Here is a 13,768-nt window from a genome sequence, read left to right as displayed (position 1 = left end):
CCAGAAGACCACCCGGTGTCAGGAGAGCACGTGCCCGAGGACCCCTCCCGCCGGTCGCTGCCCGCGACGGGGGCCGCTGCGGCGCCGTGGGCGGCGAGCCGTGCCCTGTCGGCGGACGAGGCCCGGGTGGCGCAGGCGCGCCGGCTGCAGCGCGGCGGCACCCCGCCCGCTCTGCAGCGCGTGGCGGCGCTGGCGGCGCGGTTGCTGGACGTCCCCTCCGGGCGCGTCTCGCTGCTCAGCGACGTGCAGCACCTGGCCGGTGCCGCCGGTCCGCAGCCGCCCGCCGGCGAGGACGGTCCCGGACCGCTGGCGCAGTGGCTGTGCACGCAGACCGCCGCCGCGGGCGCGCCGCTGGCCATCGCCGACACCCGCGCCGACGAGCGGGTGGCGCACCTGCCGTCGGTGACCAGCGGGGTCGTGGGCTCCTACCTGGGGGTGCCTCTGAGCGCCGGGGACGGTCGGGTGGTCGGCGCCGTGTGCGTCTTCCAGCCGTCCCCGCGCACCTGGAGCGAGCAGGACGTGATGCTGCTGGAGCAGGTGGCCGAGGAGGCGTCGGCCCACCTGGAGCTGGCCGCGCTCAGCGGCGAGTACCGGCGCAGCAGGACGCTGCTGGAGGTCGCGGTGCAGGCCGCCGGCATCGGCACCTTCGAGCTGGAACCGTCCACCGGGCGCCTGGTGTGGGACGAGCAGATGCACGCCCTGTTCGGTGTGCGTCGCGAGGACCCGGTCGAGGACCTGGACCGGGCCGTGGGCCGCATCCACCCCGAGGACCAGGCGCAGGCGCGCGCCGACCTGGACGCGGCCCTGCGCAGCGGGGTGTACGCCTCCTCCTACCGGGTGCTGCTGCCCGGCGGCGGCACCCGGTGGCTGGAGGGCCGCGGACGCGTCCTGGGCGGTGCGGACGGCGAGCCGGTGCGGCTGGTGGGGGCCGTGCACGACGTCAGCGCCCAGCGCCAGGTCACCCAGCGGGTGGCGGCGGCGCTGGAGGCGATGGCGGTGGGCTACCTGGTCGTGGACGCCGCCTGGCGGACCGTCTACGCCAACGCCGAGGCCGAGCGCATCACCGGGCAGCGGCGTGAGCAGCTGCTGGGGCGCTCGCTGTGGGAGGTCTTCCCGCGGGCCGTCGGCACGGCCTTCGAGGAGCACTACCGCCGCGCCGTGCACAGCGGCCGGCCGGAGGTCTTCGAGGCGCACTACCCGGAGCCGCTCGACGTCTGGGTGGAGGTGCGCGCGGTGCTCGAGGGCGAGGGGCTGGCGCTGTACTTCCTGGACATCACCGCCCGCAAGCGCGCCCAGCAGGCCGCCGAGGCCGCTGCCGCCCGCGCCGAGCTGTTGGCCGCGGTGACCGCCGAGCTGACCGCCACCCTGGACGGGGAGCAGGCCGTGGCACGCCTGGCGAAGCTGGTCGTGCCGGCGCTGGGGGACTGGTGCGTGATCACGCTGGTCGAGGACGACGCGGCGGTCAGCACCCCGGCCAGCGCCCGCGCCACCCGCGAGGAGCACCTGCGCCGGGGCCTGCGCGACGTCGGGTGGTGGCACCGCGACGAGCGGCTGCGGCCGCTGGTGCAGGAGTACGCCGCGCACCGCCTGGACGAGCTGACCGAGTCGGCGTTCGTGTGGCGCGCGCTGCGCCAGAGCCGCCCGGTGCCGATCCCGGACGCCACCCGCGCCATCACGGCCGTGCTGCGGCCCGGGGGGCGGGTCCGGCCGGTCCTGGCCGAGCTGGCGCCGGCGTCGGCGGCCGTCTTCCCGCTGCGCGGGCGCGGGCGCACCGTGGGGTTGATGACGGTCTTCGCCGGTCCCGACCGCGCCCCCTCCAGCGTGGAGGAGCTGACCACCGCCGGCGAGGTCGCGGCCCGCGCGGGCCTGGCCCTGGACTCCACCCGCCTGTACCGCCAGCAGCGCGACCTGGCCGAGGGCCTGCAGCGCTCCCTGCTGAGCGAGCCGCCCGAGCCGGACCACGGCCAGGTCGTGGTGCGCTACGCGCCGGCCGCCGAGGCGGCCCAGGTGGGCGGCGACTGGTACGACGCGTTCATGCAGCCCGCGGGGGCCACGGTGCTGGTCATCGGCGACGTCATCGGCCACGACACGCAGGCCGCCGCGGCGATGAGCCAGGTGCGCACCGTCGTGCGCACCCTCGGCGCGCTGGAGGACGCCTCCCCCGCGGAGGTGCTCGCCCGGGCCGACCGGGCGATGGCGAACCTGCGGATCACCACCACGGCCACGGCCATCGTCGCCCGCCTGGAGCAGAGCCTGGACGAGCGCGGGCGCGGGGTGACGCGGATGCGCTGGTCCAACGCCGGGCACCCCCCGGCCATGGTGGTCAACCCCGACGGCACCGTGCTGGCCCTGGCCGGCGTGCACGCCGACCTGCTGCTGGGCGTGCTGCCGGACACGGAGCGCAAGGACTCCGAGGTCCTCCTGGACCGCGGTGCCACCGTGGTGCTGTACACCGACGGGCTGGTGGAGCGGCGCGACCAGCCCCTGCAGGAGGGGCTGGAGCGGCTGCAGGAGGTGCTGGAGGACCTGGCCGCGGAGGACACCGACCTGGACACCCTGGTGGACCGCCTGCTGCAGGAGATGCTGCCGCCGGACCCCGAGGACGACGTCGCGGTGGTCGCCGTGCGCCTGCACCGTCAGGACCGGTCGCGCCCCGCGGAGGCGGGGCCGCACCGGGTGCCCCCGCACGTGCCGCCGGAACCGGACGTGCCCGTCCCCTGACCGCGCGGGCGCGGTGCCCGGCGGGCGTCAGGCGGCGGGGTCCATCGCGGTGCGCAGGCGGCTCAGCAGGGCCTGCAGCAGCCGGGAGACCTGCATCTGGCTGACGCCGAGGTCCTCGGCGATGCGCGCCTGGGTCCAGCCGCGCTCGAAGCGCAGCACGAGCAGGCGGCGGTCGCGCTCCGGCAGGGAGGCCAGCAGGGGGGCGAGGGTGAGGTGGTCGGCGGTGGACTCCAGCGCGGCGTCCAGGTCACCCAGGGTGTCCAGCAGGCTCGGGCGCGTGCCGTCGGCGCCGGCGACGAGCTCGTCCAGGGAGTGCAGGTGGTACTGCTCGGTGGCGGCCATGCACTCGCTGACCTCCTCCACGTCGACCCCGAGGTGGGCGGCGACCTCCGAGATGGACGGGGAGCGCCCCAGGTCCTGCTCCAGCTCGGTGCGGGCCGCGCTCAGCCGGGGGCGCAGCTCCTGCAGCCGCCGGGGCGGGCGGATGCTCCACCCCTTGTCGCGGAAGTGGCGCTTGAGCTCGCCGGAGACGGTGGGCACCGCGAAGACGGCGAACTCGCGGCCCAGGGTGGGGTCGTAGGCCTCGACGGCCTTGACCAGGCCGACGGCGGCGACCTGCTGCAGGTCCTCGACGTCCTCGCCGCGGCCGCGGTAGCGGTGGGCGATGCTGAAGGCCATCGGCAGGTTCAGCGTGGTGATGCGCTCGTGCAGCCGGGCGCGCTCGGCGGGATCGTCCTGCTCGGCGAGGGCGGCGAACAGCTCGGCGGTGCGTTCGCGCACCACCGCGTGCTCGGGCCGCCGTGCGCGTTCGCCGGTGGGCGGTGCCGCCTGGAGCGGGACCGCGGCCGTGCTCCCCGGGGGCGTCGCCTCCGCCAGGCCGCCCCCGGACCGGCTCGTCGTGGTCTTCGCTGTCCTCGCCACCTTCCACGATCGTCGACGGCCCGCTGCCGCCGTGCCGGACGGGCCCTGCGCATGCCAGCAGTCCGCGGGCCGGTCGGCAACCGGAGGGCGGGTGCCGGCGTGCGGGTGGGTGAGCTGCGCGGGGTGCCCGCCGCCGGTCCTCGGGCTGTTCCCATCGGCCGCCGCGGATATCATCGGCTCGTGACGATGGATCTGGGGCTGGCGGTGGTTCCCGACGCGGCGCAGGAGCTGGAGGGCACCACCGCGGCGGTGTGCCTGTTCCGCAGCCTGGCCGACCCGGCCCGCCTGGCGATCCTGCGCCACCTCGCGCTGGGTGAGCGCAAGGTGGTGGAGCTGACCGGGCACCTGGGCCTGGCGCAGTCCACGGTCTCCGGGCACCTGGCCTGCCTGCGCGACTGCGGCCTGGTGACCTCCCGCGCCCAGGGGCGCGCCTCGGTGCACTCCCTGGCCCGCCCCGAGGTGCTGGACCTGCTGGCCGCGGCCGAGCGGGTCCTGGCCGCGACCGGCTCGGCGGTGGTGCTGTGCCCCGTCTACGGCGAGGAGGGCGCACGGTGAGCGCTCCCGGCGCGACCGCGCAGCGGCCCCCGGGGGCGCGCGAGCGGGCCCGGCTGGGCCGGCGCGCCCAGCTGCTGGCCGGCGCGAGCGTGACGTACAACGTCGTCGAGGCGGTCGTCGCGGTCACCGCCGGGGTGGTGGCCGGTTCGGTGGCGCTGGTCGGCTTCGGACTGGACTCGGTGGTGGAGGTCTCCAGCGGCCTGGTCATCCTGTGGCAGTTCCGCCACAGGCTGCCCGAGACCCGTGAGCGTCGGGCGCTGCGGCTGATCGGCGTCTCCTTCGTCGTGCTGGCCGCCTACGTCGCGGCGGAGTCGGTGCGCGCCCTGGCCACCGGCGCGGAGCCGGACGCCTCGCCGGTCGGCATCGGCCTGGCGACCGCCTCGCTGGTCGTGATGCCGTTCCTGTCGTGGGCGCAGCGGCGCACCGGCCGCCGGCTGGGGTCGGCCTCGGTGGTCGCCGACGGCACGCAGACCCTGCTGTGCACGTACCTGTCCGCGGTGCTGCTGATCGGCTTGCTGCTCAACGCCACGCTGGGCTGGTCGTGGGCCGACCCGGTCGCCGGGCTGGTGATCGCGGCGGTGGCGCTGAAGGAGGGCCGCGAGGCCTGGCGGGGGGAGGGCTGCTGCGCCCCCGGCGCCTGCTGCACCACCCCCGGCACCACCCCCGGCGCCACCCCGGTGCAGCTCAGCCGGGCCGGCCGTCCGGCAGCGCCGCCGCGCAGCGCCGCACCCCGCGCTCCTGGGCGGGGGTGAACGACCCGAACGGCTCGGCGGCCACCTGCTCGCCGGCCCGGCCCGGGCCGCGGCTCCAGGTGCCGACGACCACCCCGCCGTGCACGACGGTGCCGCGGAAGACCCCGTTGCCGCCGGGCACCACCCGCTCGGCGTGCTCGGCCGGCAGGACGTGGGAGCGGTCGGCGTAGCCGAGGACGAACTCGTCGAACCCGGGCAGCAGGTGCGTGCCGGCCGCGGTGCGGCGGTGGGCGGCCACCAGGTCGGGCAGCGCGGGGTCGTGCAGGTGCTCGGTGCCCTCGACGTCCACGGCGGCCAGGTCCGTGCGGGCGGCCGCGACGGCGCGGCGGGCGGCGGTGAGCGGCAGACCGGCCCACCGGGCGAGGTCGGCGACGGTCGCGGGCCCGTGGCTCAGCAGGAACCGGCGGGCCAGCTCGGCCAGGGCGTCGTCGCCGTCCAGGTGCCGGGGGCGGGGCACGTGCTCGGCGAGCAGCACGAACTCCTGCTCGCGCCCGCGCAGCGGCCCCAGGCACAGCACGCCGGTCAGGGACAGGTGCAGCAGCAGGTGGTACCCGCGCCCGTCGGCGGTGACCTGCCCGGCGGCCCCCAGCGCGGCGAGCAGCTCGGTGCGAGTGGCACCCCGCCCGCCCGCGAGCGCGTCCTCGGCGGTGCGGCGGGCGGCGGCCGCGTCGTCGTCGGTGATGCCCAGGCCGGCGCGGCGGGTGGCGGTGGAGCGCAGCACCCGCGGCGCGCACAGCGCCAGCACCCACGGCAGGTCCACCGCCGGCACCAGGTGCAGGGTGCCGCGCAGCGGCCAGGAGCGCACGACCTCGCCGGTGCCCAGGGCGGCGGTCAGGTCGGGGCCACCGGGGGCGGTGCGCAGCGCCACGGCGGTGGTGGCGGCGCGCAGGTCCTGCGCCTGCGCGCACGTCAGGTGCTCGACGACCCCGGCCGCACCGGGCAGCGACGGCACCACGCGCTGGGCGACCAGCCGCCACAGCCCCACCTCGCGCGCCGGGAGCACCGGGAGCACCTGGTCCACCCGCCCGATCCTGGCGGGTGCGCCCGCCTCAGCGCAGCAGGTTCAGGCTGGACAGGGCGGAGGCGCCGAGCACCCAGTTCTCGAACCGGTCCCGGTTCAGCCGGCCGACGACCCACCGGCCGAGCAGCGCGCCGGCCACGACGGCGGGCACCAGCAGCAGGTCCGTGCGCAGCGAGTCGGCGGTGATGAGCCCGAGACCGGCGCTGAACGGCAGCTTGAACACGTTGAGGATGAAGAAGAACCACGCCCCGGTGCCCAGGAACGACATGACCCCCAGGCCCATGGTGAACAGGTAGATCGACATGGGGGCGCCCCCGGCGTTGGCCACCATGGTGCAGAAGCCCGCCAGCAGCCCGAAGGCCGCGCCGACCAGGCGGCGCCGGGCGGGCGAAGCGGGCACGAGGTCCCCGCCGCGGCGGCGCAGGCGGCGCCGGCGCAGCAGGTGCAGGACGACGAGCAGCAGGATCACCGCGCCGATGGAGCGGCGCATGACGGTGTCGTCGACGACGCCGACGAACCAGGCGCCGAGCAGCACCCCGGCCACGACGCTGGGCAGCAGCCGCAGCAGCAGGGCCCAGTCGGCGTGCCGGCGGTAGGCGGCCACGGCGAACAGGTCGCCGACGATGAGCAGCGGCAGGATCGCGCCGGTGGACTCCTTCGCCGGCAGGACCGTGGCGAAGATCGCGACCGCGACGGTGGCGGCGCCCCCGACGGCGGTCTTGGCGAAGCCGATGACGAGGGCGGCGAGGACGAGCAGCGCGAAGCCGGTGGTGCTCAGGTCCACGGGGCGCCCCGGAGCTGGTGCGGTGTCACCGCGCGAGGCTAGGACATCGACGGGCGGGGCTCCCCGCCGCCGCTCCCGCCCCCGTCCGCCCCGGGCGAGGGCGGCAGGGCCAGCCGGGGCAGGGCCCGGCCGACCAGGGGCCCGACGGCGAGGGCGAAGACGACCGTGGCCACCCCGACCGCGCCGCCGAGCAGCCAGCCGGCCACCAGCACCGAGCCCTCGATGAGCACCCGGGCCAGGGAGAGGGGCACGCCGAGCTCGGCCAGGCCCGTCATGAGCCCGTCGCGCGGCCCCGGCCCCCACCCGGCGCCGACGTACAGCCCGGTGCCCACGGCCACCAGGGCCAGGGCCGCGAGCAGGAACAGCCCCCGCAGCGCGGGCGCCCCGGGTGCGGGCAGCAGGGCGATCCAGAGGTCCAGCACCGGGCCGACCACCAGCGCGTTGGCCACGGTGCCGATGCCGGGGCGCTGCCGCAGCGGGATCCACAGCAGCAGCACCACCACGGAGGTGAGGACGGTCACCCCGCCCAGCGTCAGGCCCAGGTGCCGGGCGAGACCCGCGCTGAACACCGTCCACGGGTCCAGGCCCAGGTCCGCGCGGACGAGGAGGGCCAGCGCCAGCGCGAACACGACCAGCCCGAGGAGCAGCCGGGTGCTCCTGGTCGCCGGGCGGTCCCCCCAGCGGCTGCGGCCCAGCGGTGCGCGCCTCACCGGTGCCCGTCCAGGAGGCCCTCGGCCGCCCGGCGGGCCCGGGCGGCGGTCGGCGCTGGTCCTCGGGGGTGCGGCACCACGCGCCGAACGTACCGGTGGGGTCGGGGGCGCAGGTGGCCCCGGTCGGGCCGGTGGGCGCGCGGCTGCGGTGCGCTGTCGGGGGCGGGGTGCAGACTCGTGCGGTGTCCCCCTCCGGTGCGCCCCCGGTGCGCTCGCGCCCGGACCCGACCCGCCCTGCGGTGCTGCACCTGGACCTGGACGCGTTCTTCGCCGCGGTGGAGCAGCGCGACAAGCCGTCGCTGCGGGGGCGGCCGGTGGTGGTGGGCGGCACCGGCGGCCGCGGCGTGGTCGCCACCGCCAGCTACGAGGCGCGCGTGTTCGGGGTGGGCTCGGCGATGCCCACGGCCCAGGCGCGGCGCGCGTGCCCGAACGCGGCGTACCTGGCGGGCCGCTTCAGCGCCTACCGGGCGGTCTCGGAGCAGGTCATGGCCCTGGCGCGGGAGCTGTCGCCGCTGGTGGAGCCGGTGTCGATGGACGAGGCCTACGTGGACCTGTCCGCCGCCCGGGAGGGCCTGGACGCGGCGGCGGTGGCGGAGGTCGCGGAGGGCTTCCGGGCCGCGGTGCGCGCGCGCACCGGCCTGACGGTGTCGGTGGGGGCCGGGCCCAGCAAGCTGGTCGCGAAGATCGCCTCGGACCTGCGCAAGCCCGACGCGCTGGTCGTGGTGCCGCCCGGGGAGCAGCGCGAGCTGCTGGCGCCGCTGAGCGTGCGCCGCCTGCCCGGCGTGGGGGCCGTCACCGGCGACCGGCTGGTGCGCAGCGGCCTGCGCACGATCGGGGACCTGGCGGCCGCCGACGAGGGTGAGCTGGTGCGCATGCTGGGCCGCGCGCACGGCACGGGCCTGCTGGCGTTCGCGCGCGGCGTGGACCCGCGGCCGGTCGTCAGCGAGCGGGAGGCGAAGTCGGTGTCCGCGGAGCAGACGTTCGCCACCGACCTGACCGACCGCCGGGACCTGGCCGAGCGCACCCGCCGGGCGGCGGAGCGGGTCGCCTCCCGGCTGGTGGCGGCCGGGGTGTCGGGGCGCACGGTGACGCTGAAGGTTCGCCGCTACGACTTCTCGACCCTGAACCGCTCCCGGACCCTGCCGCACGCGACGAGCTCGGCGCGGGAGATCGCCGCGCACGCCGCGGAGCTGCTGGAGGGCGTGGACGTGGCCGACGGCGTGCGGTTGCTGGGCGTTGGCGTGTCGGGGCTGTCGGAGTTCGCGCAGACGGACCTGCTGGCGGACCTGGCGGACCTGGCGGACCCGGTGGGCGAGCCCGCTGGTGGACCCGGTGCCGAGCCGCCCCCGCCCGAGCCCGCGCCGGACGAGGGGGCCGTCGTGCCGGGCGGCTCGGCGCACCCGTACGGCCGGCCGGCGCGGCCGGGCTGGCTGCCGGGGCAGGACGTCGAGCACGCCGAGCACGGCCCGGGCTGGGTGCAGGGTTCCGGGGTGGGCCGGGTCACGGTGCGCTTCGAGGGCCCGCACACCCCGCCGGGCCGCATCCGCACGTTCCGCGAGGACGACCCCGACCTGACGCCGGCGGACCCGCCGGTGTTCGACCCGCAGCGGTGGGCGGCGCAGCTCTCCGCCGATCTCGGTGCACGACGCTGAGCGCCGGGGTCGGTACGGTGCGTAGCGTGCAACCAGCGCAGGGGACCGTGGTCGTGACCGGTGGCAGCCGAGGGATCGGCGCCGCCGTCGTGCACGCGCTGGCGGCGCGGGGGGTGCCCACCTGCTTCAGCTACGCCACGCGCCGCGAGGCCGCGGAGTTCGTCGCCTCGCAGGCCGCCGACCTGGGCACCCCGGTCAGGGCCGTGCAGGCCGACGTGTCCTCCGAGGCGGACGTGCGGCGCCTGTTCGCCGAGGCCGAGCAGCTCGGTCCCGTCACCGGCCTGGTGAACAACGCCGGCGTCAACGCCCCCGCGGCGCGCGTGGTGGACATCGACGCCGCCCGCGTGCGCCGCCTGCTGGAGGTCAACGTGGTGGGCGCGTTCCTGTGCGCGCGCGAGGCCGTGACCCGCATGGCGAAGAACGGCGGCGGCACCGTCGTCAACGTCTCCTCCCGCGCGGCCGTGCTCGGCAGCGCCGGCGAGTACGTCGACTACGCCGCCTCCAAGGCCGCCGTGGACGCGTTGACCGTGGGCCTGGCCCGCGAGGTCGCCGAGCACGGCATCCGCGTGGTCGGGGTGCGCCCGGGGCTGATCCGCACCGGCATCCACGCCTCCGCCGGCGACCCGGGCCGGGTGGAGCGGCTGCAGCGCAGCGTGCCGATGGGGCGCGGCGGGGAGGCCTCCGAGGTCGCCGAGGCGGTGGTGTGGCTGCTGTCGGACGCCGCCTCGTACGTCACCGGCACGACGCTGGACGTCAGCGGCGGGCGGTAGAGCTGGGTCCGGCGGCCGGGGCGCTCACCCCCCGACCCGTGCGGCGCAGCGCGGGGTCGACCTGCGCGAGGTCGGGGACGTCGTGGACGGCGTCCACCGGTCGGGGGTGCGGTGCGGGCGTCGCCCCGGGACGGGTGAGCCCCTCACGGCCCGCGCAGCAGCTCCGGTCGCGCCAGCACGACGTCGCGGAACGCCGCCGCCGCCCGCGGCAGCTCCTCGTCGCGCCACACCAGCCCCACGGTGCGCGAGGTGGACGGCCCGGCCAGGGGCCGCTCGACGACGCCGGGGCGCGGGCTGCCGGGCGCGGGCAGCAGCGCCACGCCCAGCCCGGCGGCGACCAGGCCGCGCACGGTGTCGGCGTCCTGCCCCTCGAAGGCGACCCGCGGCACCACGCCGGCTTCGGCGAACATCGCGTCGGCGGTCTCGCGCAGCCCGTAGCCGTGCTCGAACAGCACGAACTCCTCGCCGGCGACGTCGCCCAGCGCCAGCCGGTCGCGCCCGGCCAGCGGGTGCTCGGCGGGCAGGGCCAGCACGAGGGGCTGCTCCAGCAGCGCGCGGGTGCGCCAGCCGGGGCCGGTGGGCAGCGGGGACGTCAGCGCCAGGTCGACGTCCCCGGCGGCCAGCTGCGCCAGCAGCGCCCCGGCGGCGCCCTGGGTGAGCTGGAAGCGGGCGGCGGGGTGCTGCTCGTGGAAGGCCCGCACCAGCGCCGGCACGGCCGCCGCGCCCAGGGTGTGCAGGAACCCCAGCGCGACGCGGCCGGTGTCGGGGGAGTCGTCCGCGCGCACGGCCCGCACCGCGCGCTCCACCTCGCCCAGCGCGCGGTGCGCGGCCTCGGCCAGCACCCGCCCTGCGGCGGTCAGCCGCACCCCCCGCCCGTGCGGCACCAGCAGCGGCACGCCCACGGCGCGCTGCGCGCGGGCCAGGGCCCGGCTGACGGTGGGCTGGCCCAGCCGCAGCTCCTGCGCCGCACGGGTGACGTGCCCGTGCTCGGCGACCGTCGCCAGCACCCGCAGCGGGCCCGCCAGCGCCTGCACCGCCTCGTCCACGTCCTCCACCCCACCAGGATGCATGAGTCCCGCGATTCCCATGCATTGGACGCATGGGTGGGTGCTTCCTACCGTCGTGCGGGTGAGCGTGGACAGCGACCCGGCGACCCTCCCGGGCACGGGGCACGAACCGGGCAGCCCCGGGCACCGCCGCGTCGTCGTGGCCCTGTTCGCCGCCGGCGTCGCCACCTTCGCCCAGCTGTACTCCGTGCAGGCGGTGCTGCCGGCGCTGGCGAGCGGGCTGCGGGTCAGCGCCGCGCACGCCGCCCTGTCGGTGTCGGTGGCGACCGGCGCGCTCGCGCTGTCCGTCGTGGGGTGGAGCAGCCTGGCCGACCGCGCCGGGCGGGTGCCGGTCATGGCCGCCTCCGTCGTGACCGCCACCGCGCTGGGCCTGGCGGTGCCGTGGTCGTCCGGGCTGGGCGCCCTGCTGGTCCTGCGCGCGCTGCAGGGGGCGGCCCTGGGCGGGCTGCCGGCGGTGGCGATGGCGTACCTCGCCGAGGAGCTGGCCGCCGGGCAGGTGGCCCGCGCCGCCGCCGCCTACGTCGCCGGCACCTCCCTGGGCGGGCTGGCCGGGCGGGTGTCCTCGGCCCTGGTGGCCGACCTGGCCGGCTGGCGCTGGGGCGTGGCGGCCGTCGCGGTCCTCGGGGCGCTGGCGACCGCCGCGTTCTGCGCGCTGGTCCCGCGCGCCCGCGGTTTCGTCCCCCGGCGCGGCGGCGCGTCCGGCCCCCGCCTGGCGCAGCGGCTGCGCGCCGCCCTCGCCGACCCCGGCCTGCTCGTCCTGTACGCGCAGGGCCTGCTGCTCATGGGCGGTTTCGTGACCGTCTACAACTACCTCGGCTTCCGGCTGCTGGCGCCGCCGTTCTCGCTGTCGCAGACCGTCGTGGGGCTGCTGTTCGTCGTCTACCTGGCGGGCGCCGCCTCCTCCGCGCTGGCCGGGCGCCTGACCGCGCACGGGCGCCTGCCGGTGCTGCTGGGCGCCACCGGCGTGTTCGCCGCCGGCTGCCTGCTGACGCTGGCGCACTCGCTGCCGCTCGTCGGCGCCGGCCTGGTCCTGCTGACCGCCGGGTTCTTCGCGGCGCACGCCGTGGCCAGCGGGTGGGTGGGGGCCCGGGCCGGGGCGGGGGTGCGGGCGCAGGCCTCGGCGCTCTACACGTTCGGCTACTACGCCGGTTCCAGCCTGCTCGGCTGGCTGGGCGGTCTGGTCCTGGGCGCCGGCGGGTGGACGGGCGTGGTGGTGGCCGTCGTGGTCCTGGCCGCCGCGGCCGCGCTCGCCGCCGCGCTGGTCCTGCGCACCGGGCGCCCGGCGGGCAGCATGGGCGCGTGAGCGGGGACGAGCGGGAGCTGCGGCGGTTGCGGGACCTGGTGGGCGCCGGCGGCGTGGCCGTCCTCGCCGGGGCGGGCATGTCCACCGACTCCGGCATCCCCGACTACCGCGGCCCGAACGGCTCGCTGCAGCGGCACACCCCCATGACCTACCAGGAGTTCACCTCCTCGGCCGAGGGGCGGCGGCGCTACTGGGGCCGCAGCCACGTCGGCTGGGAGCACTTCCGCCGCGCGCGGCCCAACGCCGGGCACCGGGCCGTGGCCGCGCTGGAGGCGGCCGGTCTGGTCGACGGCACGATCACGCAGAACGTCGACGGGCTGGACCTGGCCGCCGGCAGCCGGAACGTCGTGGAGATCCACGGGAACCTGGACCGCGTGGTGTGCCTGCGCTGCTCCGAGGTCACCGACCGCGCGGAGCTCGCGGTGCGGCTGCGCGCCGCGAACCCGGGTTTCGACGAGCGGGTCCGGGAGTTCCGCGCGCTGAACCCCGACGGCGACGCCGACCTCACCGAGGAGCAGCTGGAGGGTTTCCGCACGGTGCCGTGCCGGCGCTGCGGCGCGGACGCCCTCAAGGCCGACGTGGTGTTCTTCGGCGAGACGGTCCCGCGCGATCGGGTCGACGCCTCCTTCGCGCTGGTGGACGGCGCGCGCGCCCTGCTGGTCCTGGGTTCCTCCCTGAAGGTCATGTCGGGTTACCGGTTCGTGCTGCACGCCGCCAAGCGCGGCACCCCGGTGGCGATCGTGAACTCCGGTCCCACCCGCGGCGACGCGAAGGCGGACGTGCGGGTGGACGCGCCGCTGGGCGAGGTGCTGCCGGCGCTGGCCGCCGAGCTGACCCCCGTGTGCTGAGGGGCCGGGCCGTGCGCTGGTACGCGGACCTGCCCGCGGTGCGCGCCCGGCAGGTGGCCGCCGACGCGGTGTGGCTGGTCCTCGTGACCGCCTCGGTGCTGCTGGGCCGGGCCGTGGCCGGGGCCGTGGCCGCGCTGGCCGACCCCGCGCGCGGTCTCGCCGGTGGGGCGCGGGACCTGTCGCGGCAGCTCGACGGCGCGGGGGAGAGCGCCGCCGACCTGCCGCTCGTCGGGGACGAGCTGACCGGGCCCCTGCAGCGCGCCGCCGACGGCGCCGCGTCGCTGGCCGCCGCCGGGCAGGAGCAGGTGGACGCGGTGACGCACCTGGCCGCGGTGCTCGGCGTGGCGACCGCGGCGGTGCCGATCGCGCTGGTCACCCTGCTGCACCTGGTGCCCAGGCTGCGCTGGCGCCGCCGCGCCGGTGAGGCCCGTCGGCTGGCCGCCACCGCGGGCGGTGAGCGGCTGCTGGCCCTGCGCGCCCTGTACACCCGTTCGTCCGCCGAGCTGCTGGACGCGCACCCGGACCCGGCGGGCGCCTGGGCGCGCGAGGACCCCGCCGCGCTGACCGCCCTGGCGGACCTGCAGCTGCGCGCGGTGGGCCTGCGCCCCCGCGACACCCCCCGCTGACCCCCGCCACCCCCTCGCCGCGGTGAACAAGGAAGTTG

Annotated in this window: 13 protein-coding genes; 8 read left to right on the top strand and 5 right to left on the bottom strand. The window is 77.9% G+C overall.

Annotated elements, in window-relative coordinates; translation table 11 throughout:
* The first annotated feature begins 30 nt into the window (after positions 1-30).
* Positions 31-2,721, top strand: a complete 2,691-nt coding sequence (locus ACRYM0_RS11620; protein WP_432505206.1) for a SpoIIE family protein phosphatase — start codon at positions 31-33, stop codon at positions 2,719-2,721.
* 27 nt (positions 2,722-2,748) lie between these two features.
* On the opposite strand, the gene ACRYM0_RS11615 is transcribed toward ACRYM0_RS11620, so the two are convergent.
* Positions 2,749-3,501 carry a SigB/SigF/SigG family RNA polymerase sigma factor gene (locus ACRYM0_RS11615; RefSeq protein ID WP_432505204.1) on the bottom strand — a complete coding sequence of 251 codons (753 nt, stop codon included), beginning with the start codon at positions 3,499-3,501 and terminating at the stop codon, positions 2,749-2,751.
* A 327-nt stretch (positions 3,502-3,828) separates the two neighbouring features.
* Between ACRYM0_RS11615 and ACRYM0_RS11610 the strand changes: the two genes are divergently transcribed.
* Both ACRYM0_RS11610 and ACRYM0_RS11605 read left to right on the top strand, forming a co-directional pair.
* Positions 3,829-4,197, top strand: coding sequence for an ArsR/SmtB family transcription factor (locus tag ACRYM0_RS11610; RefSeq protein ID WP_432505236.1), 369 nt, complete (start codon positions 3,829-3,831; stop codon positions 4,195-4,197).
* A complete protein-coding gene (locus tag ACRYM0_RS11605) occupies positions 4,194-4,949 on the top strand; it encodes a cation diffusion facilitator family transporter (RefSeq protein ID WP_432505202.1) in 756 nt (251 codons plus the stop codon). The genes ACRYM0_RS11610 and ACRYM0_RS11605 overlap by 4 nt, the downstream gene beginning before the upstream one ends.
* On the opposite strand, the gene ACRYM0_RS11600 is transcribed toward ACRYM0_RS11605, so the two are convergent.
* Genes ACRYM0_RS11600 through yczE form a run of 3 tightly spaced genes read right to left on the bottom strand, consistent with a single transcriptional unit; the run spans position 4,882 to position 7,464 of the window.
* Positions 4,882-5,970: a winged helix DNA-binding domain-containing protein gene (locus ACRYM0_RS11600; RefSeq protein ID WP_432505200.1), complete on the bottom strand. Its 1,089-nt coding sequence runs from the start codon at positions 5,968-5,970 to the stop codon at positions 4,882-4,884. The genes ACRYM0_RS11605 and ACRYM0_RS11600 overlap by 68 nt on opposite strands.
* 28 nt (positions 5,971-5,998) lie before the next feature.
* Positions 5,999-6,754, bottom strand: coding sequence for a sulfite exporter TauE/SafE family protein (locus ACRYM0_RS11595; protein WP_432505198.1), 756 nt, complete (start codon positions 6,752-6,754; stop codon positions 5,999-6,001).
* A 38-nt stretch (positions 6,755-6,792) separates the two neighbouring features.
* Entirely contained in the window at positions 6,793-7,464 is a 672-nt protein-coding gene (gene yczE, locus ACRYM0_RS11590) for a membrane protein YczE (RefSeq protein WP_432505196.1), read from the bottom strand.
* A 182-nt stretch (positions 7,465-7,646) separates the two neighbouring features.
* On the opposite strand from yczE, the gene ACRYM0_RS11585 reads away from it, so the two are divergent.
* Both ACRYM0_RS11585 and ACRYM0_RS11580 read left to right on the top strand, forming a co-directional pair.
* Positions 7,647-9,116, top strand: coding sequence for a DNA polymerase IV (locus tag ACRYM0_RS11585; protein ID WP_432505194.1), 1,470 nt, complete (start codon positions 7,647-7,649; stop codon positions 9,114-9,116).
* 26 nt (positions 9,117-9,142) lie between these two features.
* Positions 9,143-9,886, top strand: a complete 744-nt coding sequence (locus ACRYM0_RS11580) for an SDR family oxidoreductase (RefSeq protein ID WP_432505192.1) — start codon at positions 9,143-9,145, stop codon at positions 9,884-9,886.
* A 143-nt stretch (positions 9,887-10,029) separates the two neighbouring features.
* Here ACRYM0_RS11580 and ACRYM0_RS11575 read toward each other — a convergent pair whose 3' ends face one another.
* Positions 10,030-10,941: a LysR family transcriptional regulator gene (locus tag ACRYM0_RS11575; RefSeq protein ID WP_432505190.1), complete on the bottom strand. Its 912-nt coding sequence runs from the start codon at positions 10,939-10,941 to the stop codon at positions 10,030-10,032.
* A 73-nt stretch (positions 10,942-11,014) separates the two neighbouring features.
* Here ACRYM0_RS11575 and ACRYM0_RS11570 point away from each other — a divergent pair, with 73 nt between their 5' ends.
* Genes ACRYM0_RS11570 through ACRYM0_RS11560 form a run of 3 tightly spaced genes read left to right on the top strand, consistent with a single transcriptional unit; the run spans position 11,015 to position 13,730 of the window.
* Complete coding sequence (locus ACRYM0_RS11570) at positions 11,015-12,256, top strand: MFS transporter (protein WP_432505188.1); 1,242 nt, start codon at positions 11,015-11,017, stop codon at positions 12,254-12,256.
* A complete protein-coding gene (locus ACRYM0_RS11565) occupies positions 12,253-13,104 on the top strand; it encodes an NAD-dependent protein deacetylase (protein WP_432505186.1) in 852 nt (283 codons plus the stop codon). Before ACRYM0_RS11570 ends, ACRYM0_RS11565 begins: the two co-directional genes overlap by 4 nt.
* Before the next feature lie 11 nt (positions 13,105-13,115).
* The gene (locus ACRYM0_RS11560) at positions 13,116-13,730 is read left to right on the top strand and encodes a hypothetical protein (RefSeq protein ID WP_432505184.1); all 615 of its coding nucleotides are present in this window, start codon (positions 13,116-13,118) and stop codon (positions 13,728-13,730) included.
* Positions 13,731-13,768 lie beyond the last annotated feature (38 nt).

It is taken from the genome of Kineococcus arenarius subsp. arenarius (assembly GCF_050871845.1).
Classification (GTDB): Bacteria; Actinomycetota; Actinomycetes; order Actinomycetales; family Kineococcaceae; genus Kineococcus.
Note: the sequence above shows the minus strand (reverse complement) of the source record. Positions and strands in the feature narration are given on the sequence as shown.

Excerpts from the sequence above, each read along its gene's own strand:
- ACRYM0_RS11610 (WP_432505236.1), top strand. The coding sequence starts at position 3,829 with ATGGATCTGGGGCTGGCGGTGGTTCCCGACGCGGCGCAGGAGCTGGAG.